This window comes from Xanthomonas sp. WHRI 6106 (assembly GCF_040202405.1).
Taxonomy (GTDB): Bacteria; Pseudomonadota; Gammaproteobacteria; order Xanthomonadales; family Xanthomonadaceae; genus Xanthomonas; species Xanthomonas cannabis.
On sequence record NZ_JBEGFC010000001.1, the window covers coordinates 203,715 to 228,833 of the forward strand.

The 25,119-nt window shown below is 66.0% G+C and carries 20 protein-coding genes; 14 read left to right on the forward strand and 6 right to left on the reverse strand.

What is annotated here, in order from left to right; translation table 11 throughout:
- The first annotated feature begins 64 nt into the window (after positions 1-64).
- From ABQZ09_RS00980 to ABQZ09_RS00995, 4 genes are all read left to right on the forward strand, one after another.
- Positions 65-1,396 carry a DUF763 domain-containing protein gene (locus ABQZ09_RS00980; protein WP_349775885.1) on the forward strand — a complete coding sequence of 444 codons (1,332 nt, stop codon included), beginning with the start codon at positions 65-67 and terminating at the stop codon, positions 1,394-1,396.
- Positions 1,393-1,986, forward strand: a complete 594-nt coding sequence (locus ABQZ09_RS00985) for a GIY-YIG nuclease family protein (protein ID WP_184552507.1) — start codon at positions 1,393-1,395, stop codon at positions 1,984-1,986. Before ABQZ09_RS00980 ends, ABQZ09_RS00985 begins: the two co-directional genes overlap by 4 nt.
- Before the next feature lie 63 nt (positions 1,987-2,049).
- The gene (locus ABQZ09_RS00990; protein WP_349775886.1) at positions 2,050-2,391 is read left to right on the forward strand and encodes a cupin domain-containing protein; all 342 of its coding nucleotides are present in this window, start codon (positions 2,050-2,052) and stop codon (positions 2,389-2,391) included.
- A 186-nt stretch (positions 2,392-2,577) separates the two neighbouring features.
- Positions 2,578-3,081 carry a DUF6496 domain-containing protein gene (locus ABQZ09_RS00995; RefSeq protein ID WP_349775887.1) on the forward strand — a complete coding sequence of 168 codons (504 nt, stop codon included), beginning with the start codon at positions 2,578-2,580 and terminating at the stop codon, positions 3,079-3,081.
- Positions 3,082-3,184: 103 nt separating this feature from the next.
- On the opposite strand, the gene ABQZ09_RS01000 is transcribed toward ABQZ09_RS00995, so the two are convergent.
- Positions 3,185-3,610 (reverse strand): type II toxin-antitoxin system death-on-curing family toxin, encoded by a 426-nt coding sequence (locus ABQZ09_RS01000; RefSeq protein WP_349775888.1) that lies wholly within the window; start codon positions 3,608-3,610, stop codon positions 3,185-3,187.
- An 8-nt stretch (positions 3,611-3,618) separates the two neighbouring features.
- The gene (locus ABQZ09_RS01005; protein WP_184552504.1) at positions 3,619-3,840 is read right to left on the reverse strand and encodes an AbrB/MazE/SpoVT family DNA-binding domain-containing protein; all 222 of its coding nucleotides are present in this window, start codon (positions 3,838-3,840) and stop codon (positions 3,619-3,621) included.
- 151 nt (positions 3,841-3,991) lie between these two features.
- On the opposite strand from ABQZ09_RS01005, the gene lexA reads away from it, so the two are divergent.
- The 6 genes from lexA (at position 3,992) to ABQZ09_RS01035 (ending at position 13,662) form a co-directional block, all read left to right on the forward strand.
- The gene (gene lexA, locus ABQZ09_RS01010) at positions 3,992-4,597 is read left to right on the forward strand and encodes a transcriptional repressor LexA (protein WP_349775889.1); all 606 of its coding nucleotides are present in this window, start codon (positions 3,992-3,994) and stop codon (positions 4,595-4,597) included.
- A gap of 1 nt (position 4,598) precedes the next feature.
- Complete coding sequence (gene imuA / locus ABQZ09_RS01015) at positions 4,599-5,252, forward strand: translesion DNA synthesis-associated protein ImuA (RefSeq protein WP_039413325.1); 654 nt, start codon at positions 4,599-4,601, stop codon at positions 5,250-5,252.
- 9 nt (positions 5,253-5,261) lie between these two features.
- Positions 5,262-6,680 carry a Y-family DNA polymerase gene (locus tag ABQZ09_RS01020; protein ID WP_349775890.1) on the forward strand — a complete coding sequence of 473 codons (1,419 nt, stop codon included), beginning with the start codon at positions 5,262-5,264 and terminating at the stop codon, positions 6,678-6,680.
- A 171-nt stretch (positions 6,681-6,851) separates the two neighbouring features.
- Positions 6,852-10,103, forward strand: a complete 3,252-nt coding sequence (locus ABQZ09_RS01025; RefSeq protein ID WP_349775891.1) for an error-prone DNA polymerase — start codon at positions 6,852-6,854, stop codon at positions 10,101-10,103.
- A gap of 352 nt (positions 10,104-10,455) precedes the next feature.
- A complete protein-coding gene (locus ABQZ09_RS01030) occupies positions 10,456-11,274 on the forward strand; it encodes an HDOD domain-containing protein (protein WP_039566614.1) in 819 nt (272 codons plus the stop codon).
- Positions 11,275-11,709: 435 nt separating this feature from the next.
- Positions 11,710-13,662: an OPT family oligopeptide transporter gene (locus ABQZ09_RS01035; RefSeq protein WP_349775892.1), complete on the forward strand. Its 1,953-nt coding sequence runs from the start codon at positions 11,710-11,712 to the stop codon at positions 13,660-13,662.
- A gap of 95 nt (positions 13,663-13,757) precedes the next feature.
- Here the strand turns inward: ABQZ09_RS01035 and ABQZ09_RS01040 are convergent, their stop codons facing one another.
- The gene (locus ABQZ09_RS01040; RefSeq protein WP_349775893.1) at positions 13,758-14,135 is read right to left on the reverse strand and encodes a hypothetical protein; all 378 of its coding nucleotides are present in this window, start codon (positions 14,133-14,135) and stop codon (positions 13,758-13,760) included.
- A gap of 63 nt (positions 14,136-14,198) precedes the next feature.
- Here ABQZ09_RS01040 and ABQZ09_RS01045 point away from each other — a divergent pair, with 63 nt between their 5' ends.
- The 4 genes from ABQZ09_RS01045 (at position 14,199) to ABQZ09_RS01060 (ending at position 19,014) form a co-directional block, all read left to right on the forward strand.
- Positions 14,199-15,044, forward strand: coding sequence for a transporter (locus ABQZ09_RS01045; protein ID WP_349775894.1), 846 nt, complete (start codon positions 14,199-14,201; stop codon positions 15,042-15,044).
- Positions 15,045-15,190: 146 nt separating this feature from the next.
- The gene (locus tag ABQZ09_RS01050) at positions 15,191-17,311 is read left to right on the forward strand and encodes a prolyl oligopeptidase family serine peptidase (RefSeq protein ID WP_349775895.1); all 2,121 of its coding nucleotides are present in this window, start codon (positions 15,191-15,193) and stop codon (positions 17,309-17,311) included.
- Positions 17,312-17,685: 374 nt separating this feature from the next.
- Positions 17,686-18,165, forward strand: a complete 480-nt coding sequence (locus ABQZ09_RS01055; RefSeq protein WP_349775896.1) for a hypothetical protein — start codon at positions 17,686-17,688, stop codon at positions 18,163-18,165.
- Between the two features lie 123 nt (positions 18,166-18,288).
- Positions 18,289-19,014: an AraC family transcriptional regulator gene (locus ABQZ09_RS01060; protein ID WP_039413302.1), complete on the forward strand. Its 726-nt coding sequence runs from the start codon at positions 18,289-18,291 to the stop codon at positions 19,012-19,014.
- Positions 19,015-20,185: 1,171 nt separating this feature from the next.
- Here ABQZ09_RS01060 and ABQZ09_RS01070 read toward each other — a convergent pair.
- The 3 genes from ABQZ09_RS01070 to ABQZ09_RS01080 all read right to left on the reverse strand — a co-directional run bounded on the left by ABQZ09_RS01070 (position 20,186) and on the right by ABQZ09_RS01080 (position 25,116).
- Positions 20,186-22,294: a catalase gene (locus tag ABQZ09_RS01070; RefSeq protein ID WP_349775897.1), complete on the reverse strand. Its 2,109-nt coding sequence runs from the start codon at positions 22,292-22,294 to the stop codon at positions 20,186-20,188.
- 190 nt (positions 22,295-22,484) lie between these two features.
- The gene (locus ABQZ09_RS01075; protein ID WP_349775898.1) at positions 22,485-23,339 is read right to left on the reverse strand and encodes an aldo/keto reductase; all 855 of its coding nucleotides are present in this window, start codon (positions 23,337-23,339) and stop codon (positions 22,485-22,487) included.
- Positions 23,340-23,445: 106 nt separating this feature from the next.
- Entirely contained in the window at positions 23,446-25,116 is a 1,671-nt protein-coding gene (locus ABQZ09_RS01080) for a carboxylesterase/lipase family protein (RefSeq protein WP_349775899.1), read from the reverse strand.
- Positions 25,117-25,119 lie beyond the last annotated feature (3 nt).

The window sequence follows — 25,119 nt, forward strand, 5'->3', positions numbered from 1 at the left end:
GCTGCGTCCCAGCGGGTGCGACGCAGCGCCGGTATTCTGGTGGCATGAACAAGCAGTGGCAGTCATGAGCCGGCGCGGCGGCAGTGCAGATCTTCCCTTGCATGGCGGACGCGTGCCGCAATGGCTGGGGCAGCGGATGACGCGGCTGGGTGCGGTGATGTGCGAGGCCATCGTGCACAGCTATGGACGCGATGAGTTGTTGCGTCGGCTTGCGCATCCGTTCTGGTTTCAGTCGTTCGGTGCGGTGATGGGCATGGACTGGCATTCGTCCGGCATCACCACCAGCGTGATCGGCGCGCTCAAGCGTGGGCTGACACCTCTGGCTGGCGAGCTGGGCATCCATGTGTGTGGCGGGCGCGGCCGGCATTCGCGCGCCACACCGGCCGAGCTGCTGGCGGTGGGCGACGCGGTGGGGCTTGATGGCGCGGCGTTGGCGCAGGCCAGCCGGCTGGTGGCCAAGGTCGACAGCGCAGCAGTGCAGGACGGTTTCGAGCTGTACCTGCACGGTTTCATCGTCAGCGATGACGGCCGCTGGGTGGTGGTGCAGCAGGGCATGCATGGGCAACGCAAGCAGGCGCGCCGGTATCACTGGCTCTCCGAGGGGCTGAGCAGTTTCGTGGATGCGCCGCATGCGGCCATCGACGGGGCGCATCAGGGCAGGATCGTCAATCTTGCCGATCAACGGGCCGCCGCCTCGCGTGAGGCGCAGGTGGAGTTGCTGCGCAGCACCGCGCCGGATCAGCTAGCGCGTGAATGGCAGCGGCTTGTGGGTGTGGAAGCGCCTGTAGCGGCGCCCGCTGCGCAAGGCCCGGTGACTGGCGATCTGTTCGCCGGGCACGGTTGGGACCCGGCGCAGCAACCGCATCTGTCCATGCCCGAGCATCACGACGTGCGCAGCGAAAACGTGATCGTCCGGCGGCTGCACGCCAGCCTGGCTGCTGCCGCCGAAGCCGGGCCACGCGATTTCACCGCATTGCTGCAAGTACCTGGCGTAGGCGCGCGGACCTTGCGTTCGCTGGCGATGGTGGCCGAAGTGGTGCATGGCACGCCATGCCGTTTCAGCGACCCGGCGCGCTTTTCATTGGCCCATGGCGGCAAGGACCGGCAGCCGTTTCCGGTGCCCACGCGCGTGCTCGATCACACCATTGGCGTACTCAAGCAGGCGATGCAGCAGGCCAAACTGGGCAACGACGAACGCTTGCAGGCGATCGCACGGCTGGACGCGCAGGCGCGCCGGCTCGAAGCCAGTGCGCAAGGTCCCACGGCGGAGGAGTACATCGCGCAGGAACGCCGCGATTCGCACCGTTACGGCGGGCGCAGCGTCTTCGGCTGGGAGCCGGCGCCGTCACCGTCACAACCCGCTGCGCCAGTGCGTGCGCGTGCGAGGCAGCGGTGAGCACGCGGGCACGCCGCGCCACGACGGTCGCCACCGACGGACGCTGCTTCACCTACGTGTTCCCGTGCCAATGGGAAGACCATTGCAAGATCGGTTTCTCGCGCGACCCGTTGGGACGCATCGGCAGCCTGCACCCGCGCTGGTTCGATTTTTTCGATCTGGAGCGCGGGCTGTTGGTGGAAGCCGAACGTGAGCGCGATGCGCGCGACCTGGAGCTGCAACTGCGCCGCCCGTTGCTTGCGCACAACGCGCCGGCGCCCTTGGCCATCCGTGCGACGGCAGGCGGGCATACCGAGTGGTTTCGTGGGGTGAGCCAGGCGCTGGAACTGGCGGTGGCTGACCTGCAGACGCAGGGGTATCGCGTCTTTGTGCTGCGCGATTGGCTGCAGGCGGCGATGGCGCAGCGGATCGATCGCCTGTACGACTGGTCGGCCGTGCAGTTGAGCCCGGACGAACTGGATGGCCTGCTCGGCACCACGCCGGCGCAACGCGCGCTACGCGATGTGCTCGATGGGTATCGTGCGCTGGATCTGCCGCTGCAGGCGCACCTGCCCGACCAGGTCTGGGCGTGGTACTGCCGTCACCCATGAGCGCGTTGCCAGCGCGTTGACGCGTGGCGGCCCAGCATCGCGGCAATCCCGAGGAGATGCCACATGCGCAGTGCACAGCTGACGTTGACCGATGCGTTCAAGGTGCTGTTTTCGGTGCGGCAAGTGCAGGCCGCCGAAATGGTGATCGCGCCGGGCGAGGGCGAAGGCGGGCCCGACAACCGCCACCGCGGCGCCGATCAATGGCTGTACGTGGTGGACGGCACCGGCGTGGCAGTGGTCGAGGGGCAGGCGCATGCGCTGAAGGCCGGTTGCCTGATCGCCATCGAGCGCGGTGAAACGCACGAGATCCGCAACACCGGGCACACGCCATTGAAGACGGTCAATTTCTATCACCCACCCGCCTACGATGCGCAAGGTGAGCCGCTACCGGCTGGCGAAGCGTAGTGAGTTGAGCGCGGTGACGCATGCATCCGCTGGATACGCCGATGCGCTCAGGCTTGCGCAAGCCAGGCGCATGCACAGTCCTGGGGTAGTGCCAGGCACGCTTCAACGTTAGGTGAGCATTGCGCCCACTGCATATTGACGCCGCGCTTGTTACATCGGGCTGCCATCCACAGCCCGGGAAGTGCCATGCCACAGACCAAGACGCGCCGCGCTGCCGACAAGGACAAGCGCGAAGGAAAATCGCCTAGTACCCAGGCCGGCGAATACGTCAAAGAAGAAATCGAACAGGTGCGCGAAGGCGCGCATGGGGTCAAAAGCACCAAGCAGGCCATTGCAATCGGGCTGTCCAAGGCGCGCCGCGATGGCGTGGATGTTGCACCGCCCGATTCCGCGTCCAAAGCCACCAAGAAGAAAGCTGCGCAAGACACTGCAGCTGCGAGGTCCGACAAACCGGTGTCGCCCACGCGCTCGGCCGGCGCCAAGAAAGCCTTGAAGACTGCCAGCAAGAGCACCAGCGCCAGGAAGACAGTGGGCAAGCAGGCCTTGTCCACGCAGACCAAGGGCGCCGCAAAAAAGCGCACAGCCAGTGATCGCTCGACAGCAGCGAAAAAAGCCGCAACGACCAAGGGCCCGGCAGTGCGCAAGGCGGCCGCGAAGAAGGCAGCTGCAACGCGTAAGCGTGCGGAGTAAAGCGCCTGCGCCATGTGGCGACTTCAATGCCGATCGAGTTGCGGCGTGTGGATACTTGCGCATGCATGTGACAACACGGGCGTGTTGCTGCCACAGGCATGCTTCAGCCGTAATGGCCCTGCGGTTCGTGCACGTGCGTGTCCGCGCGCAAGCGCACGCGCGGCCGTAGCCAGTGCGCAAATGTTGCTTCGCTCCACGCGCCATCGGCCAGGCCCATCATGGCAACGTATTTCTCTTCCTGCGAAGCGATGAGCTCCGCGCCGTTGAGCAGCAAAAAGACCCGGTAGCACACATGGGCAGTGCGTTTATTGCCATCGACGAACGGGTGATTGCGCGCAAGCCCATAGGCCAGGCTGGCCGTCAGCTCCACCAGATCGGGCGGCGGATCACCGTAGGAGAACAGCTGTTGCGGGCGTGCCAGTGCCGAGGCCAGTAGCGCCTCGTCGCGCACTCCACTCGCGCCGCCGTGCTCGCTCAATTGACGTTCGTGGATCGCCAATGCAAGCGCATGCGTGATCCAGACCAGCATGCGCGTGTTCACTTGGCCAGCTTGTTCAACACTTGGCGATCCTCACGCATCACCTGCTCGGCCACATCCATCTGCGCAGCCAAGGTGGGGTCGAATGCGGTCAGCTTGATGCCGTCTGACGTTTCCAGCGCATAGAGTTCGTCGCCCTTGCCCAGGCGCAGGCGGGCGAGCAGTTCCTTGGGCAGGATGATGCCGGAGGAATTGCCGATGGCAGTGATCTTGAGTTTCATGGCAGCACCTTGCGTTAATACGTAAGTTATAACTCTCCAGCGACGCGCTCGCAAGCCGGCCCGGCTGAATCGGCTCAGTAAGCCAATCTCGTCTGCTGCGACCGATGGGTGTACAAATGTACACCTTGCCCCGTCCGGCTGTTGCACGCCTATGCCCCCACTGTCTCCTCAACGCGCCGCGGTGCTGGCCTTCCTGCAAGAGCAGGCCCAGGCCGGCGTGTCGCCTAGCCTGGCCGAGATTGCGCAGGCCTTCGGGTTTGCCTCGCGCAACGCGGCGCAAAAGCATGTGCAGGCCCTGGCCGAGGCCGGGTTGATCGAGCTGCTGCCCAACCAGAAGCGCGGCATCCGCATGCCCGGCGGGGCCAGGCGCGATGCGGTGCTGGCCTTGCCGGTGCTGGGGCGGGTGGCGGCGGGTGTGCCGATCGGCGCAGACATCGGGCTGGAACGTCAGCTCTGGCTGGACCGCGCGCTGTTTTCGCTGCGCCCGGATTACCTGCTGAAAGTGCAGGGCGATTCGATGATCGACGACGGCATCCTGGATGGCGACCTGGTGGGCGTGCATCGCAGCAACGAGGCGCGCGATGGACAGATCGTGGTGGCGCGGGTGGACGGCGAAATCACCATCAAGCGCCTGGAACGTGGGCCCGAGCGCATCCGCCTGCTGCCGCGTAACCGCGCGCATGCGCCGATCGTGGTGGCAGCCGATGCCGACTTCGCGATCGAAGGACTGTACTGCGGCCTGATCCGGCAGGTCTGACATGAGCCAGGAGCCCGCGCGCACCAGACAACACGGCAATGCGGCGCTGGCCTTGCCGCTGGATGCCTTGCTGGCCGCGCGCACGGTGTGGCGGGCCGGCCATGGCACGGCCACCGCCAATGGCGGCGAAGCCACCGGGCATGCCGCACTGGATGCGCTGCTGCCCGACGGCGGCTGGCCGCGGCGTGCGCTGACCGAGTTGCTGTTGCCTGCCCACGGCGTGGGCGAAATCGCCTTGTTGTTGCCCACCCTGGCACGCATGACCGCTGCCAGCAGCCGGGTGGTGCTGGTAGCCCCGCCGTTCATTCCGTATGCGCCGGCCTGGCAGGCGGGCGGGGTGGTGCTGGAACATCTGGAGGTGGTGCAGGCCGAGCCGCGCGACGCCTTGTGGGCGTTCGAACAATGCCTGCGCAGTGGCGCCTGCGCGGCGGTGCTGGGCTGGCCGCAGACCGGCGATGCGCGCGCATTGCGGCGGCTGCAGGTGGCAGCCGACAGCGGCAACTGCTGCGCGTTTGCGTTGCGCGACCGCCGCCATGCGGTCAATGCATCGCCGGCAGCCCTGCGGCTGGAATTTCTGCCCGAGCGCGATGCCTGGCAGGTGCGCAAATGCCGCGGCGGGCAGGTCCCGTCGCAGCCGTTGCGGCTGGCGCATTGAGGCGCGCGCATGTTGTGGGCCTGCATCTTATTGCCGCAGCTGGCACTGGACGCCGTTCTCCGGCGGCTTGAAGCGCCACACGCGCCGCTGGTGCTGGTGCAGGGGCCGGCGCAGCTGCGCAGCCTGCACTCGGTCAATCTCGCCGCCGCGCAGGCGGGGCTCAAACCGGGCATGCGCTTGTCGGCGGCGCACGCCTTGATGGCGCAGGTGCGCACGATCGATTACGAGGCGCACAACGAGGCGCGCACGCAGCGCTTTCTGGCCGCCTGGGCCTACCGGCACAGCTCGCTGGTGAGCCAGCAGTGGTCGCGCGCCATCGTGCTGGAAGCCGGCGCCAGCTTTCGCTTGTTCGGCCCCTGGCCACGCTTCGAGCGGCGCCTGCGCGACGAGCTGCAGGCGCTGGGCTTCCAGCACCGGCTGGCGCTGGCACCCACGCCGCGCGCCGCGCGCGTACTGGCCGGCCTGCGCGATGGCATGGTGGTGACGCAATTGCCGGCCCTGCACAGCACGCTCGACAAGGTGCCGGTGCGCCGCGCTGCATTGCCCGAGGATACCGGCGAGCGCCTGCAGCACATGGGCGTGCGCACGCTTGCGGCGCTGCGCGCACTGCCGCGCGACGGGCTGCGTCGACGCTTCGGTGCGGGCCTGCTGGATCACCTGGATCGCCTCTACGGCACCGTCGACGACCCGCTGGAGTGCTACGCACCGCCAGACCATTTCGACCACCGCGTGGAGCTGGGCTACGAGGTGGAAACGCATCCGGCGCTGCTGTTTCCGCTGCGCCGGCTGATCGGCGACCTGTGCACGTACCTGTCCATTCGCGATGGCGGCGTACAGCGGTTTTTGCTGCGCCTGGAACACGAAGAGGGCGCCACCGATGTGGAGATCGGTCTGCTCACGCCGGAGCGCACGCCCACGCTGCTGTTCGAGCTGGCGCGCAACCGGCTGGAGCGGGTGGAGATTCCGCGCCCGGTGGTGGCGATGCGGCTGCTGGCGCGGCAACTGCCGCCGTTCGTGCCGGCGATGCGCGACCTGTTCGATCAGCGTGCGCAGCAATCGGTGGACTGGCCGCAGCTGCGCGAACGCTTGCGTGCGCGGTTGGGCGACGAGGCGGTGTACCGCGTGCTGCCGGCCGACGACCCGCGCCCGGAACGCGCCTGGCGTCGCGCCATCGGCGATGCGCTGCGCGAAACCGCCGCGCCGCCACGTCCGCCACGCCCCACCTGGCTGCTGCCGCAGCCGGTGCCGCTGCACGACCCGCACCTGCGCATCGTGTCCGGGCCGGAGCGGCTGGAAAGCGGCTGGTGGGACGACGACGACGCGCGTCGCGATTACTACGTGGTGGAAACCGCCCGCGGCCGGCGCGGTTGGGCATTCGCCGCACCGGGCCGGGTGGATGGCTGGATGCTGCATGGGTGGTTCGCATGAGCGCGCACGCCCGCGCGGTATCGGAGCACGTGTTGCCTGGCTGCTCATTGCGGCTGGGCGCACGCGGCCGGTGCCACGGCTCCAGACAAAACGCGGCAGGGCCTGCGGCGACGCGATCTGCCGCGCACTTGAAATCTGCAGGGCGCAACATGCAGTTGAAGGCCTCCGTGCATGAGCTGGGATGACGCCGTCGATGGCGTGGACCGCGACACCCCCGGCGGGCGCATGCCGCGCGCCTGGAATGTGGCCGCGCGGCTGCGTGCGGCCAACGACGACATCACCCATGCGCAGGTTGCCGATGGCTTGCCCGCGTATGCCGAGCTGCATTGCCTGTCGGATTTCTCGTTCCTGCGTGGCGCCTCCAGCGCCGAAGAGCTGTTCGTGCGCGCACAGCACTGCGGCTACAGCGCCTTGGCCATTACCGACGAATGCTCGCTGGCTGGCATCGTGCGTGGCCTGGAAGCGTCGCGTGCCACCGGCGTGCGGTTGATCGTCGGCAGCGAATTCACCCTGGTCGATGGCACCCGCTTCGTGCTGTTGGTGGAAAACGCGCAGGGCTATCCGCAGTTGTGTGCGCTGATCACCAGCGCGCGGCGTGCGGCAAGCAAGGGCGCGTATCGGTTGGGACGTGCCGACGTGGAAGCGCAGTTTCGCGACGGTGTACCAGGTGTGTTTGCACTGTGGTTGCCTGGCGCGCAGCCGCAGGCAGAGCAGGGCGCCTGGTTGCAACAGGTGTTTGGCGAGCGCGCGTTTCTGGCGGTGGAACTGCATCGCGAACAGGACGACGCCGCACGCCTGCAGGCGCTGCAATCGCTGGCGCAGCAACTGGGCATGACCGCCTTGGCCAGCGGCGATGTGCATATGGCGCAACGCCGCGAGCGTATCGTGCAGGACACCCTGACCGCCATCCGCCACACCCTGCCGCTGGCCGAGTGCGGCGCGCATCTGTTTCGCAATGGCGAGCGCCATCTGCGTACGCGGCGTGCGTTGGGCAATATCTACCCGGATGCACTATTGCAGGCCACGGTGGAGGTGGCGCAACGCTGCACTTTCGATATTTCCACGATCAACTACACCTATCCTAAAGAACTGGTTCCGGAAGGGCATACGCCAACCAGTTATCTACGTCAGCTCACCGAAGCCGGCATTCGCAAACGCTGGCCGGGCGGCATCTCGGCAAAGGTGCGCGAGGACATCGAAAAAGAGCTGGCGCTGATCGCGTTCAAGAAGTACGAAGCATTCTTCCTCACCGTGCACGATGTGGTGCGCTTCGCGCGCGAGCAAAAAATTCTTTGCCAGGGCCGTGGCTCGTCGGCCAATTCGGCGGTGTGTTATGCGCTGGACATCACCGCAGTCAACCCGGACGAGACGCGTTTGTTGATGGCGCGCTTTCTTTCCGAAAAACGCGATGAACCGCCAGACATCGACGTGGATTTCGAACACGAACGCCGCGAGGAAGTGCTGCAGTACGTCTACAGCAAGTACGGCCGCGAACGTGCGGCGCTGGCGGCAACGGTGATCTGCTATCGCGGCAAGAGTGCGGTACGCGACGTGGCCAAGGCTTTCGGCCTGCCGCCGGACCAGATCGCGCTGCTGGCCAATTGCTACGGCTGGGGCAATGGTGAAACGCCGATGGAACAGCGCATCGAAGAAGCCGGGTTCGATCTGGCCAATCCGTTGATCAACAAGATCCTTGCAGTGACCGAGCAGCTGCGCGATCACCCACGGCATCTCTCCCAGCATGTCGGCGGTTTCGTCATCTCCGACGAACCGCTATCGCTGCTGGTGCCGGTGGAAAACGCCGCCATGGCCGGGCGCACCATCATCCAGTGGGACAAGGACGATCTGGAAACCATGAAACTGCTCAAGGTCGATTGCCTGGCGCTGGGCATGCTGACCTGCATCCGCAAGACTCTGGAGTTGGTGCGCGGTCACCGCAGGCGCGACTACAGCATTGCCACGCTTCCGGGTGACGATCTCCCAACCTACAAGATGATCCAGCGCGCCGATACGGTCGGTGTCTTCCAGATCGAGTCGCGCGCGCAGATGGCGATGCTGCCGCGGCTCAAACCTGCGGTGTTCTACGACCTGGTGATCGAAGTGGCGATCGTGCGTCCCGGGCCGATCCAGGGCGACATGGTGCACCCGTATCTGCGCAGGCGACAGGGCCGCGAGGAAGTGAACTATCCATCGGCGGAAGTGGAAGACATCCTCAAGCCAACACTGGGCGTGCCGTTGTTCCAGGAGCAGGTGATGGAACTGCTGATGCATGCCGCCGAGTACACCGAAAGCGAAGCGGACAATCTGCGCCGCTCCATGGCGGCCTGGCGGCGCGGCGGCGACATGGAACAACATCGCATGCGTGTGCGCGAGCGCATGCAGAACAGAGGCTACGCCTCCACCTTCATCGACCAGATCTTCGAACAGATCAAGGGCTTCGGCTCCTACGGGTTTCCGCAAAGCCACGCCGCCTCGTTCGCCAAACTCGTCTATGCCAGCTGCTGGCTCAAACGCCACGAACCGGCGGCCTTTGCCTGCGGACTGCTCAATTCGCAGCCGATGGGCTTTTATTCGGCCAGCCAGATCGTGCAGGACGCGCGCCGTGGCAGCCCGGAGCGCGAACGCGTGGAGGTGCTGCCGGTGGACGTGTTGCACAGCGACTGGGACAACACCCTGGTCGGTGGCCGGCCGTGGCGCAGCGACGCCGACCCGGGCGAACAACCGGCGATCCGGCTGGGCATGCGGCAAGTTGCCGGGTTATCGGAAGTGGTGGCAAATCGCATTGTCGCTGCACGCACGCAACGGGTTTTCGCCGACATCGGCGACCTGTGCCTGCGCGCGGCACTCGACGAAAAAGCGCGCCTGGCCCTGGCCGAAGCCGGCGCCCTGCAGGGCCTGGTGGGCAATCGCAACGCCGCGCGTTGGGCCATGGCCGGCGTGGAGGCGCGGCGGCCGTTGCTGCCGGGCAGCCCGGAAGAACGCCCGGTGGAGTTCGAAGCGCCGCGCGCGGGCGAAGAAATCCTGGCCGACTACCGCGCGGTCGGCCTGAGCCTGCGCCAGCACCCGATGGCGCTGCTGCGCCCGCAGATGCGCCAGCGGCGCATCCTGGGCTTGCGCGAATTGCAGGGACGCCGACATGGCAGCGGCGTGCATGTGGCTGGCCTGGTCACCCAGCGTCAGCGCCCGGCCACCGCCAAGGGCACCATCTTCGTCACCCTGGAAGACGAGCACGGCATGATCAACGTCATCGTCTGGTCGCACCTGGCGCTGCGCCGCCGCCGCGCGCTGCTGGAATCGCGCCTGCTCGCCGTGCGCGGCCGCTGGGAACGCGTGGATGGCGTGGAGCACCTCATCGCCGGCGACCTGCACGACCTCAGCAACCTACTCGGCGAGATGCAGCTGCCCTCGCGCGATTTCCATTGAGCGCTGCCCGCGTGCAGCAGGTATCGGTAGCGCAACACTCCATCGCGTCGATACGCTTGCCCGGATGCCTTCATTCGTGCGCTGCAATGCGGGGTGGGTGCCCACCTGTGGTGCCGATCACCCGCGCATCGCCGGTATCACAGGCGCCGAGCGACGCCGGGCAGGGCGGAGTTGTCGAGGTCGCTATCGGCGAAGACCCGCCTGAGGCCCGTCCACGCAGGCGCTGTGCACCACGAAACCCAGACGCGCATGAATACTGCCCTGCGTCGGTCACCGACAGCCAACCGGTCTGTGCTACACCATGCAGGCTGGCGCGGCCGCGCTGGCTTATCCCTTCACCCACGAGGCGATCATGAAGTTGGAGGCGCTGTTCGAGCAGTTGCACACCTTGCCCACGGTACCCAAGGTGGCGCAGGACCTGATCCGTCAATTCGACGATCCGCAGACCGATATCGATACGTTGGCGCGCAGCATCGAGCGCGATCCGGTGATCGCCGCCAAGGTGCTGCGGCTGGCCAATTCGGCGCGCTTTCACGGCCTGCGCGATTCCACCAGCGTGGAAGACGCCGCGATGCGCCTGGGCTTCAATACGCTGCGCACCCTGGTGCTGGCCTCGGCGATGACTGGCGCCTTCCGCGCCGGCCCGGGCTTCGACCTCAAGGCATTCTGGCGGCACAGTTTCGAAGTGGCCGGCATCGCCCGCCTGCTGGCGCGCCAGCATGGCCTGGACCCGGAAACCGCCTTTACCTGCGGCATGATGCACAACATCGGCGAGCTGCTGATCCAGTCCGGCGCCCCGGATTACGCCAGCCGCATCAACCACGACACCTCGTCGGCCGGCCATGCCGCCGAAGAGACGCTGCAGCTGGGTTTCGGCTACCCGGAAGTGGGCGCCGAGCTGGTGCGTCGCTGGCAGTTGCCAGCCGTGATCCAGGAAGCCATCGCCTACCAGGTCCGCCCCGCGGCCGCACCCGACGGCGCGCGCATGCCCTTGCTGGTCGCCCAGGCCGTGCAGGTCTCCGACGCCCTGCATGCCCATGGCGGCGACCCTGCGGCGGCACTGCAGGCGGTACGTGGCCCGCTGATGGACGGCGTGGATCTGGACGCGTTATTCGCTGCGCTGCCGGAGGTCATCGAGGCCGATCGCGCCTTTGCCGAGTTGCTGCACTGACACGTAATCGCACGCGCCGCGGCGTCATTCCAGGCGCAGCGGCGCAAATACGCAGGCCTTTACGTTTTGCATGGGTAGCGCGGGTATCGAGGCTCGTGGTCCTGAGCCGGCCATCGTGTCAGGCGCACGCTGCGAGAGGTAGACGGGCGCCGTAACGCTCGCCTCGCAACGCGCCGCAGCAGCAGGTGCCGGGCGGTGCGCGCTTCCATCAAGCGCTTGAATATGTTTCGAAACGTATCTGTGTCCGCGAAAGGGTCACTGCGCCGGGTGTCGCGGCCATTCGAAAGATCGCCACCCATCCAGCCGGGTGCACATGTTGGCTTCCGACCAAGCCACCCGCCACAGCACGCACACTGTCACGCCGCGCCGCAGCTGGACGGAACCCCGCGCAGGCGCTAGCGTGGTGCGGATTTTTTGCCTACAGGGGAACGCCCAATGCGCCATGACGCGCAGCCGCGCCAGCTCACTTTCCGCGCCGTCGTGCTGGCCATCGTGCTGGCGGTGGTGCTTTCGGCCGCCAACGCCTATCTCGGCCTGTTTGCCGGCCTGACCATCGCCACCGCCATTCCGGCGGCGGTAGTGTCGATGGGCGTGCTGCGCCTGCTCGGCGGCGGCACCATCCTGGAAAACAACATCGTCCAGACCGGCGCCTCGGCCGGTTCGTCGATCGCGGCGGGGGTGATCTTCACCATCCCGGCGCTGGTGATCATGGGCTACTGGCCGGACTTCAAGTACTGGTGGGTGCTGGGCATCGCCGGCATGGGCGGTCTGCTGGGCGTGCTGTTCTCGGTGCCGCTGCGGCGCTCGATGATCGTCGAAGACCCGCTGCCGTTCCCCGAAGGCAAGGCCGCCGCGGAGGTACTCAAGGCCGGCGAAAACCCCGGCCCGGGCCTGAAGATCCTGGCCGCCTCCGGCGCCATCGGTGCGCTGGTCAAGCTCGGTGCGGCCAGCGGCCTGCGCGTGATCCCCGATACCTGGGCGCAGGCCACCTACCTGGGCAGCAGCCGCCTGGTCGGCTATATCGGTACCAACCTGTCGCCGGCGCTGCTGGGCGTGGGCTATATCGTCGGCCTGAATGTCGGCATCGTGGTGCTGTCCGGCTCGATCCTGTCCTGGCATATCGCCATCCCGCTGTATCAGCAGTTCTTCATGGGCAGCGATCCGGCGCTGGCGCAGAGCCTGGCCGGTGCGCCGGCCGCCGATGCGGCATTCGGCATCTGGGGCGCGAAGATCCGCTACCTCGGCGTCGGTGCGATGCTGATTGGCGGCGTGTGGACGCTGTTCTCGCTGCGCAAGTCGCTGTTTTCCGGCATCAAGAGCGGCTTTGCGGCCGCGCGCAAGAGCAGTGGCGGCGTGGTCGCCGAGACCGAGCGCGACCTGCCGATGAAGTGGATGCTGGTGGCGCTGGTGCTGTGCACGCTGCCGCTGCTGGGCCTGTACCAGGCCATCGTGCAGCAGTGGCATGTGTCGATCCCGATGACCATCATCATGATCGTGGCCGGCTTTCTGTTCGTGTCGGTGTCCGGCTACCTGGCCGGGTTGATCGGCTCGTCCAACAACCCGGTTTCCGGCATCACCATCTCCACCATCCTGTTCGCTTCGGCGGTGCTGGTGCTGCTGCTGGGCAAGAGCGGCCTGGTACCGGTTGGCATCGGTGCTGCGCCCCTGGGCGCGGTGGCCGCGATCATGATCGGCGCGGTGGTGTGCTGCGCGGCGGCGGTGGGCGGTGACAACCTGCAGGACCTTAAAACGGGTTATCTAGTGGGCGCCACGCCTTGGAAGCAGCAGTTGATGCTGGCTATCGGCGCTTTCTCGTGTGCTCTGATCATGGCGCCGGTGCTCAATTTGCTTGCAGCAGCTTACGGTATCGGCTCAAAGACATTGCCAGCACCACAGGCAATGCTGATGGCATCGGTGGCAAAAGGGCTCTTTGGAGGTCAGCTACCTTGGGCCATCATCGCCATCGGTGCTGGCGTGGGGGCGGCGATCATTGCGGTAGATGAGTGGCTGAAAAGAACCGGAAAGCGCTTCCGCGTGCCGGTACTGGCTGCAGCAATCGGCATCTATTTGCCATTGGAACTGATGGTGCCGATCTTCCTTGGTGGCCTGATCGCGCACTTGGTGGAGCGTTTTCACAAGATTCGGGCGGACGACGAAGAAGGCCGTGACCGCGTGCATCGTCCGGGCGTACTGTTTGCTGCCGGACTGATTACTGGCGAAGCGCTAATGGGCATTGGTATTGCGCTGCCGATTGTGATCACGAACAACAAGGACGTGCTGGCCTTGCCTGGAGGTTTTCAGCTCAATCAATGGATCGGCCTGGCCATTCTCGCCCTGGTTGGTTGGCTGCTGTACCGCGTCGGCAAGCGCGGCGAACAGGCCGCCTGAGCCTGCGACGGACACGGCGCATGCGATGCATGCGCCGTCCCGGCAGGTGCGCAAGGCGACCTGCCCGCAGCGGATTGCCGCTGCCATCATCTGCATCATCCCCGTGCACCGCCGCTGCGGACTCCATCGACGGTCCCTGACGGCACCTCGTCGTCTGCAGCCTGTTTTTGCGCCGACTTTATGCCGGGTCCAGCGCTCATGCATAGCGCCTTTATGCCGCCGCTGCGTATCGTGCCGTCTCCCGCACGGATGATGCGCCACCACTGCCGCAAGCCTGGATCGACCCCGCTGATCTCCGCGCCATAGGCCATCGCGCCGCCGCCGCTGCCGACAAAAACGTTAACCCAATCGCACTGCGCTTCTTCCAAGGCACGGTTGCGGCCGCTTTTTGTCTTGCGGGCGCGACAGCTCGATGGGATCGACCAGACGGCGCCGTTGGGCGGCGTGCGCTCGATCCGCCTTTCCACGCGCATTCCCCCTCACTCACTGCTGGCCTGTTGTGTCTTGGCCCAGCGCTCTGCCATGGAGTTACTGCAATGCTGACTGTTATTTCCGGTTCTTCTTCCCGCGCACGCCGCATCTTGCTGCCGACCATCGCCGTGGCCGGCGTGCTGTGCGGGCTGGCCGTTCAAGCGCAGGCGCAAGACGCCACCGAAGCGGCGCTATGCACCGATCGGCCGACCAAGTCCAATTCCACCTGTACCGTGCCGACCGGTGCCTGGCAGCTGGAAACCGACATCGGCAGCTACACCCGCGACAGCCAGCCTGGCACACGCATCGAAACCTCGGTGTTTACCAATCCCACGCTCAAGTACGGCGTCAGCGACCGCATCGATCTGCAGCTCAACTGGGCACCACAGCTGCAGGTCAAGACCACAGACCGCGCCACCGGCGCGCGCAGCAGCCTGAGCGGTGGCGGCGATCTCTATCTGCGCATGAAGGCGCGTGTGTACGAGAGCGACACCGCCAGCGTGGCGCTGCTGCCGTTCGTCAAGGCGCCCACTGCGCGTACCGGCCTGGGCAACGACACCTGGGAAGGCGGCCTGGCGCTGCCGGTCAACTTCGTGCTGCCCAGCAGCTTCTCGCTGACGTTTGGTCCGGAACTGGATTGGCTGGCCGACAGCGATGGCAGCGGCAAGCATGTCGCCATCGTCAATGTGATCAATCTGGCGCGTCCGATCACGCCGAAGTTATCGATGGCGGTAGAGCTGTGGTCCTCGATCAACCGCGATCCTGCACAGACGGTCGAACAGTATTCGGCCGATATCGCCGCGGCGTATCTGCTCAACCCGCTGTTGCAACTGGACGTGGGCGCCAACTTCGGCCTCAACGACCGCACCCCGGATGCGCAGGTGTATGTGGGCATGTCGCACCGCTTCTGATGCGCTGCCGCCCGTGCCCCCCATAGGTGGCATGGGCAACGCGCGCGACGGCGTGCCGCACCACTTCACGCCGCATGACGTTCTGCCTTTGCGCGTGCGCCGCAGCAACGCCTACCATCGGCGTTTTGCCGTTGCGGGAATTACCGATGAAGCTGCGTCACGCCGTATTGCCCTTGTGTTTGCTGGCCGCCTTGCCAGACCTTGCCGCCGCGCGCGGTTTCGATGTGCGCGACATGGTGGCGCTGGACCGGGTGTCCTCACCCACGCTCACGCCCGATGGCGGCAGCGTGCTGTTCGCCAAACGCCAGGCCAAGACCAGCAATGGCAAGCCCGCCACCAGCCTGTGGGTGCGCAATCTGCGCACGCGCGATCTGGCGCCGCCCAAGCGGCTGACCCCGGAAGGCTGGAACGTCAACAGCCCGGCGTTGTCGCCCGATGGCAAGACGGTGTACTTCCTCAGTAGTAAATCCGGCAGCCAGCAGCTCTATGCGCAGCCGATGGCCGGCGGTACCCCGCAGCAACTCACCGCCTTTGCGGTGGATGTGGACAGCTACAAGCTCTCGCCCGAGGGCAAGCGCATCGTCTTCAGTGCGGGCGTGTTCCAGGATTGCGGTTCGGACCTGGGCTGCACCAAGAAGCGGCTGGGCGAGCTGAAGAACAGCAAAGCCAGCGGCGTGGTGTACGACCAGCTGTTCGTGCGGCATTGGGACACCTGGAACGATGGCCGCCGCAATACCTTGTTCGTGGCCGACCTGCCAGCAGCAGGCGGTAAGGCCGTGGTCGGGGCGTCGGCCATCAGTGCCACGCTGGCCGGTGACGCGCCCTCCAAGCCATTTGGCGGCAACGACGACTACACCTGGTCGCCCGATGGCAGCACCGTGGTGGCCAGTGTGCGCATCCCGCAGCCGCATGGCCCGGAAGCGGGCAAGAACGCCAAGGCCAGCGCCAGGCCCACCGGCAACGACGAGCCGTGGCAGACCAACTTCGATCTGTATCGCCTGGATGCCAGCGGCAAGTCTGCACCGGTCAACCTCACCGCGGCCAATCCGGCCTGGGACGCCGGCCCGGTGTTCAGCGCCGACGGCAAGACGCTGTACTACCGCGCCATGAAGCGCCCGGGGTTCGAGGCCGACCGCTTCGGCCTGATGGCGATGGACGTGGCCAGTGGCAAGACGCGCGAGATTGCGCCGAAGTGGGATCGCTCCGCCGGTGAGATCGTCTTGAGCGAGGACGGTACCAGCCTGTACACCAGCGCCGACGAGCTCGGCGAGCACCCGTTGTTCAAGATCGACCTCGCCACCGGCACCACGACCAAGCTGGTCGGCGAGGGCGCGGTGCACGCACCGACGCTGGCCGGAACCACGCTGGCGTTTACCCGCAACTCGCTCAAGAGCGGCGACCAAATCTTCGTGAGCGACCTGCAGGGCCAGGGTCTGCGTGCGATCAGTCAGAGCGCCGGCGAGCAACTGCCCGACGTGCAGTTCGGCGACTACGAGCAGTTCCAGTTCAAGGGCTGGAACAACGACACCGTCTACGGCTACGTGGTCAAGCCGTACAACTATCAGGAAGGCAAGACCTATCCGGTGACGTTCCTGATCCACGGCGGGCCGCAGGGCAGCTTCGGCAATGGTTGGAGCAACCGCTGGAATCCGCAGACCTACGCCGGCCAGGGCTACGCGGTGGTGATGATCGACTTCCACGGCTCCACCGGCTATGGCCAGGAATTCACCGATGCGATCAGCCAGCATTGGGGCGACCGCCCGCTGGAAGACCTGCAAAAGGGCTGGGCGGCTGCGCAGAAACAGTACGGCTTCCTCAACGGTGACAAGGCCTGCGCATTGGGCGCCAGCTATGGCGGCTACATGGTCTACTGGATGGCCGGCAATTGGAACCAGCCGTGGAAGTGCCTGGTCGACCACGACGGTGTGTTCGACAACCGCACCATGGGCTACGCCACCGAGGAACTATGGTTCAGCGAATGGGAAAACGGCGGAACGCCGTGGCAGAACCCGGCCGGCTACGAAAAGTTCAACCCGGTGCTGCACGTGGACAAGTGGAAGGTGCCGATGCTGGTGATCCACGGCCAGCAGGATTTCCGCATCCCGGTCGAACAGGGTCTGGCCGCATTCACTGCGCTGCAGCGAAAGGGCATCGACTCCAAGTTCCTGTATTTCCCGGACGAAAACCACTGGGTGCTCAAGCCGGACAACAGCATCCTGTGGCACGACACCGTCAACGGCTGGTTGAAGCAACACATCGGACAATAAGCCGGTGATACCCGGCACGCTGCGCAATGCGGCGTGCCGGTCTGCATCAATGGGCACGCTGCAACGTTGGTTTACGAAGAGCAGCGCGACAAGTGTGCGCACGCAGCCGCGACACATGCGGTTGCGTGCGCCGCGGTCGGTCCGCGGCATGCAGCGATCGCTGCCACAGGCGCCTTGCTGTCGGGTTCGCTTGCGGCCACGCACGTGACGCCGAGACGAGCGCTGTCGAGTGCGCTTGCCGGCGCGCCAAACCGTGTCGCGACGAAACGGCGGCTGATCGCGCATGGGCGTCATCGCCCCGGCGTCATGTCGACGTGTCAAAATAGCGCTTCTTTAACTTTCCCAGTCCCTGCAGGATCGCAAGGATCTTCCGTATGCGCACGTTCGCCCGTCCCGCCCTGCTGGGCCTCGCCCTGATCTTCAGCCCTGCCTGGAGCGCCGCGCCGCGGGCGGCAGCTGGCGCACCTGCGCGTGTGCCGGCACCTGCGGCGCCGGTGGCCACAGCGGAGGCGGCCGACAGCGAGCTGCTGGTGCCGCTGCCGGCAACACTGAAGTCGGGCATGAACTACCGCGCGTTCTCGCAGGCAATCGCCGACCAGGGCTGGCAGCCGGTGGATCCGCTTGCAGCCGACAGCTGCATGGCGGCGGGCGACTGCGAAATCGAATTTGTGGCACCGGCTGCCGGTGCGCGCCTGCGCGTGCAGGTGGGGTCGCAATCGGGTGCGGCCGTGGTGCAGAGCTGGGCGGCGCGGCGCACGCCGGCCGATCGTCTGGGCGCGACCAGTGCTTCGCTCGACCCCGCCAAGGCCGCTCCCGCTGCAGCCACGGCCACCGTGGCCGAAGAGCCGCGCTGACCTCCTGCAAGCCGTGCGGCCTGCGCGGCGTATCATGACGCGGCGCGGCGATGCTGTTCGCCGAGATGGCTGCGTCATTGCCTTGCCGCCGCGTCTTTCCTGCTCACGAGCCCACCGTCCTGCATGAAGAGCATCGATCCTGCCGATCTGGAAGCGTTGTTCGATGCCGTGCCGGACGTGCTGTTCTTCGTCAAGGATCGCGAGGGCCGCTATACCCACGTCAACCAGACCATGCTGCGGCGGCTTGGCCTGAAATCGCGCAAGGAGCTGATCGGCAAGCGCGTGGCCGAGGTATACCCGAGCGGCCTGGGTGCCAACTACGCCAACCAGGATGAGCAGGTGCTGGCCGGCGAGGTGATCGACAACCTGCTGGAGCTACACCTGTTCGCCAACCGCGAACCGGGTTGGTGTCTCACCTGCAAACGCCCGCTGCTGGTGGATGGCAAGGTGCAGGGCATCATCGGCATCTCCCGCGACCTCGGTCCGCAGGACGGGCACGAGTCGCAGTACGAAAAATTGCGGCTCGCACTGGCCTACCTCAACGCCAACTACGCGCAGAACGTGCGCATGCAGGCGCTGGTGGAAATCACCGGGTTTTCGATGTCCAAGCTGCAACGCTCGTTCCGCAAGGTGTTCCAGCTCACTCCGCAGCAGGTATTGGCCAAGTTGCGGCTGCAGATGGCCATGCATCTGCTGCACGGCGACAAGAGCCTGACCGAAATCGGCCACGCCTGCGGCTTCAGCGATCAAAGCGCGTTTGCGCGGCAATTCAAGCAGGCCGTGGGCATGACGCCGCGCGAGTATCGTGCGCTGGCGAATGCGCAACGGTTTGCTGTCGAAGCGGTGTAGAGCTGCAGACCACACGACTGCACCGCTGCGGCGTGTGCATGGCTAGTTCCAGCATCTCTCTTCCAATGTTCAACATCTAACGATGGGTCGGTCGAGGGCGCGGTGCCCTCACCGCTCGCGGGACACGCCGTGAATCCGTCCGTGGAGGCTCGGTGGCGGCATCCATGCCGCCACACGGTCCCGCAATCGGTGAGGACACCACGCCAGACAGTTGGCTAGTGCTTTTTTTGAAGAGCATAAGGTCACCGCGCCGCCAGGCTGCTGGCCGCTGGTGGAGATCCTTGCCCACCGACCATCTCGACTGGTCCTTGCCCGCCCACCATCGCGGGACCCTGAGCGGCATGGATGCCGCGCCGGAGCCTACATGGACGTACTTGCGGCGTGTCCCGCGATGGTGGGCGGGCAAGGGCCCTGCAGCAAAATGCAGAGGTAGCACTCCGCAGCTGATCTTCCGCGCTGTCAACGTACCTTATGGCGATCAGCATCGGCGTTCTGGTCTTGCTGGTTCAGTCAAACGCTGAGTCGGTCGAGGGCGCGGCGCCCTCACCGCTCGCGGGACACGCCGTGAATCCGTCCATGGAGGCTCGGTGGCGGCATCCATGCCGCCACACGGTCCCGCAATCGGTGAGGGCACCGCACCAGACAGTGTGCTGGCGACGTCGTTGAAGGACGAAAGCACCGCACCGGACAGTTGGCCGATGGTTTTGTTGAAGAGCGAAGAAGCCACGCCACGCGCCTTGCCGATCGCTTATCAAAGCGCTGCGCATCAACTAACACCGCGCACCGACCATCTCCACTGGTCCTTGCCCGCCCACCGTCGCGGGACCCTTGGCGGCATGGATGCCGCCACGGAGCTTACAGGGACGTACTTGCAGCGTGTCCTGCGATGGTGGGCGGGCAAGGGCCCTGCAGCAAAATGCAGAGGTAGCACTCCGCGGCTATCTTCTGCGCTGCCAACGTACCTCATGGCATCAGCATCAGCGTCCTCGTCTTGCAGGGCCAACCAAATGCTGCATCGATCGAGGGCGCGGTGGTCTTGACCCATGCAATCAACAGCGAGCTCAACGCCTCCGGCGCTGATCTTCATCGCTGCCTGCGGAAACAACTTGGGCGCGAAACGGCTACTGGAAAGCCGCTCGCGCCCAAGCCTGCATCTGCCAACCAGGCGTGATTACGCCAGCATGCGGACCTTCGGCTCGCGTGCCCACTGGCGGGTCTTTGCAGCCGCGATGAAGGCCTTGGTATCGGCGGCAGAGACGATGCCCGCGTCCTTGCCGACGTTGCCGGCCTTGAGCAGGAGTTGCGCACCGTCGTCGAAGGCAATCGCCTTCAGATGCGCCCAGGCGTTGCTAACGAAATCTAGCGCCGCCGATTCGTTGGTCAATGCCTTGGCCGCTTCCGACGACAGCAACACCGCCACCGCATCGAAGATGATCGATGGGGTGCCGGCCAGCTGGCCATCGGCCGCCAGTTGCTTGCCATCGCTGAGCCTGGCGCCCCCCAGTTTGGGTGCCACGATCTTGACCGTGGCGCCGGCCGCTTCCGCCGCCTTGCGCACTGCCTTGATCGCCGCGGCATCCGAGCCGTCGTGGATCAGGATGCCGACGGTGCGGCCTTGCAGGGTGTCTTTCATCTTGCCGATCAGCTGCAACGCCGGCGACAACGGCATGTCGGTGGGCGCAACTGCCGCTGGCGGCGCGGGTGGTAGCGTGGTCATGCCCATGCCGTCGGCCACGCGCTTGGCCAGGCTTTCATCGATGTGGCGCAGATGGCCGACAACGGCCTCGCGCACGTGCGCAGTTTCGACCTTGGACAGTTCAAACACCAGCGCCGATGCCACGTGTGCCTGCTCCGGTGCGGTCTGGCTGCGGAAGAACATGCGCGCCTGGCTGTAATGATCGGCAAAGCTCTCCGCACGCACGCGGCCCTTGGCGCCGTCTTCGGCTGGTGTGGCATGGCTGGGGAATCCACGCAGCGCCTCGCGCGGCGCATCTGCCTGCAATGAGCTCGGTTCGTAGGCCACGCGGCCCTTCGGCACGCCCATCTGCATGTGGCCATCGCGTTGGTTGTTGGCGAACGGGCACTTGGGTGCGTTGATCGGAATCTGGTGGAAATTCGGCCCGCCCAGGCGGCTGAGCTGGGTGTCCAGATACGAGAACAGGCGCCCCTGCAGCAGCGGATCGTTGCTGAAGTCGATGCCGGGCACGATGTTGGCCGGGCAATACGCCACCTGCTCGGTCTCGGCAAAGAAGTTGTCCGGCCAGCGGTCCAGCACCATGCGCCCGACGATCTGCAGCGGCACCAGTTCTTCCGGAATGACCTTGGTCGAATCCAGATGGTCGAACGGGAATGCCTCGGCCTCGGCCTCGGTGAACAGCTGCACGCCCAATTCCCATTCCGGGAAGTCGCCGTTCTGGATCGCTTCGAACAGGTCGCGGCGCTGGAAGTCCGGGTCGGCGCCGGCTATCTTCACCGCTTCGTCCCAGATGGTCGATTGCAGGCCAAGCTTGGGACGCCAATGGAACTTGACGAAGGTGCTTTCACCGGCCTCATTGAGCAGGCGGAAACTGTGGATGCCGAAGCCTTCGATCATGCGCAGCGAACGCGGAATGGTGCGGTCGCTCATTGCCCACATGATCATGTGCATGGATTCGGGCGTGAGCGAGACAAAATCCCAGAACGTGTCGTGCGCGCTGGCGGCCTGTGGAAAGCCACGGTCCGGCTCCATCTTTACCGCATGGATCAGGTCCGGGAACTTCATCGCATCCTGGATGAAGAACACCGGGATGTTGTTGCCGACCAGATCCCAGTTGCCTTCCTTGGTGTAGAACTTCACTGCGAACCCACGCACGTCGCGCGGCGTGTCCACCGAGCCGGCGCCACCTGCCACGGTGGAAAAGCGCGTAAACAGCGGTGTTTTCTCGCCGACCTCGGTGAAGATCTTGGCCGTGGTGTACTGGCTCAACGATTTGGTCAGCTCGAAATAGCCATGCGCCGCACTGCCGCGCGCATGCACGATGCGCTCAGGAATACGCTCGTGATCGAAGTGGGTGATCTTTTCGCGCAGGATGAAGTCTTCCAGCAACGTCGGCCCGCGCGGCGTGGCGCGGAGCGAGTTCTGGTTGTCGCCAACCGGGATGCCTTGATTGGTGGTCAGTTGCGGATGCGAGCCACCGGCCTTTTGATGCAGTTCGTCGCCGCGGCCGCGCGACACATCGGCGGTGGCGCTTGCGGTAGCGACGGCAGGAACCTGCGCGGGTTTACTGGGGGACTTGGCCATGGGACTCCACTCTGGCGAGCTGATTGCGGGCTGAGCCGCAGAGCGTGCGAGTGGCGCTGTTAACTGCATGTGTCCGCTTGAGAACGAATACTCACATCTGCGCAGAACCCTGCAACGCGTCGCAGCGCTTTGTTGCGCGCGTCACGCCAGTGGGCGCATGCACCGAATGACGTGCATGCGCAGGGCGGTGTTACAGCAGATCCAACGGCTGCTTGCGCGTTGGCGCAGGGAAGCTGCGGTCCAGCTCGGCAAGATCGTCGTCATCCAGCTGCAACGCACAGGCGGCGGCGTTCGCACGCACATGCTCCGGCGTACCCGACTCGGGAATGGCGATGACCTTGCCGCTGCGAATCGCCCACGCCAGTGCGACGGCAGTGGCCGCCACGCCGCGTCGCGCACCAATGGCCTGCAAGGTTGGGTGGCCGAGCAGGGCGCGGCTACCCAACGGCGAGTACGCCATCACTGTCACCTGATGCTCGGCGCACCACGGCAGCAGATCGAATTCGATGCCACGGCTACCGGCGTGGTACAGCACCTGGTTGACCAGGCAGCGTTGTCCGCCATCGAGGGACCACAATTCTTCCATGTCATCGACATCGAAGTTGGATACGCCCCAGTCGCGGATCTTGCCGGCATCGCGCAAGGCTTCGAACGCATCGACCACTTCGGCCAGCGCGCTGCCGCCGCGCCAATGCAGCAGGTACAGGTCCAGCGTGCGCACCCCCAGCCGCTGCAGGCTGGCCTCGCAGGCGCGCGCAATACCGCGCGCGCTGGCATTGCTGGGTAACACCTTCGACACCAGATACGGCGGCTGCCTGCTGTCGATGGCCTGGCCGATCAGTTGCTCTGAGCGACCATTGCCGTACATTTCGGCGGTATCGATCAGCCGCATGCCCAACTGCTGGCCGACCTGCAGCGCATCGATCTCCTGCTGCGACGGATGCCGGCCCTGGCCCAGATTCCACGAGCCCAGCCCGAGTGCCGGTACCTCGCGCCCGTGACGCAGGCGCACCTGGGGACAGGAAGGTGACGGGGCGATGGACATGGATGGCTCCTCTGCGGTGATGGCGGTTGGTCGTGTGTCCCGTGCGACGTGCATGCACGGTTGCGGGCGCCTGCCGGCATCGCACGGCAGCTCGGCCACAACGGTCCTATCGTTGAGCAGCGTGCGTTACGTCGGGCTGATGCTGTTGCGAAGGCGATGGGACGTTCGCCGTGGCAGCGCGCGCCTGTGCATCCCAGAACCCGCAGCGGTGCCGTTGCACGAAGTCCGGCGTTGCGCCGACCCGGGCGGGCGACAAGGTCAGCGGTGTCCGGCCATCGAATTGCGGCCAGTGCGGGCGGCCGTGACCGTTCGGGTCGCCGGTGCGGGCGAACGCGCCCCAGTAGTCCTGCAACGTGTCGGAGAACGCCTGTTGCGCCGGACTGAACTGCGGATCGCCGCTGAGCACCCAGGGGCGCTGAAACAGATACACCAGCTCGGAGGCGTGGAAGGCGCCCAACGCCGGCGAGAACGGCAGGCGCAGCAGCCCGTACGGCGCCTGCGGATCATCGAACTCGTAGGCGTACACCGGGGCATGCGTGCGCAATGCCTGGCCCAGCCTCCGCGTCGGACAGGCGAAGCCGCCGTCGGTGACGATGTCGGCAAGCGCCTCCCAGCGCGAGTGCGTAGCGACATCAGCGTACTGCGCCATGATCGGACCGGGCGAGGCATGCATGCGCTGCACGCGTGCTGCATAGCCGCTGCGCAGGCTGAGCTTGCCGAGGTAGGACAGCAGCTGCGCGAACAAACGTCCTTCGTCGCGATTGTTGCCGATCAGCACCGGCACCTGCGCATGCTGGCCGCTGGCAATTGCGGCAGCTGGCGGCAGCGGCAAGACCTGGCCACCGGACATCGGCGCCCATGCATCGCGGCCGGTTAGCCCGCGTCGTTGTGGTTTTGCATCAGCCAGCGTGTCCGCAGGAAGCGCGCGCAGGCATGCTGCAACGTCCGCCGTGTGCGTGCAGCCAAGCGCCTGCGCCATGCGCACACCGCCGTGTTCGGCTTCATCGCGGGTCACGCTGGAATCGGCGGCCAGGCAGCTGCCGCTTTGCAGGATGGCACGCTGGAATAGCCCTTCGGCCGTTGGCGAGGCGAGCTGGTAACAGATGCTCCATGCGCCGGCGGATTCACCAAACACGCTGACGTTGTGTGCATCGCCGCCGAACCCGGCGATATTGCGTTGTACCCAGCGCAGCGCGGCCTGCTGGTCGAGCAGTGCATACGCGCCTTCGCCCTCGCCACGCAGGCCAGGGTGCGCGAGAAAGCCGAACACGCCCAGCCGGTAGTTGGGCGCCACCACGATGACATCCTGGCGCGCCGCCAGTGCGCTCAGGTCGTAATCCGCATTGCTGCCCAGCTCCAGCGCACCGCCATAGATCCATACCATCACCGCGCGTGGATGCGCGGGGGCCGGGCCGGGCGGGGCATAGATGTTCAGCGTGAGGCAGTCCTCGGAGACATGCGTGCGCCCGACGCGATAGCGCGGCAGGCAGGCGGGCCCTGCGTGCGTGGCATCGCGCACGTCCTTCCAGGCCGGCACCGGTTGTGGCGCGCGAAAGCGCAATGCACCCACCGGCGGCGCTGCGAACGGTATGCCCAGGAAGACCTTGCCGTGCGCGCTGGCCACACCGCGCACAGGCCCGGCGTCGGTCTGCACCACCGCCGCGCGCGCATCGTGCGCCTGCACCAGTGCCGGCACCTCGCCGGGACGACGCGGTGCGCAGCCGCCCAACATGCAGGCGGCCAGCAGCACGGCGCCGAGATGTTTCAGTTCAAGCATGTG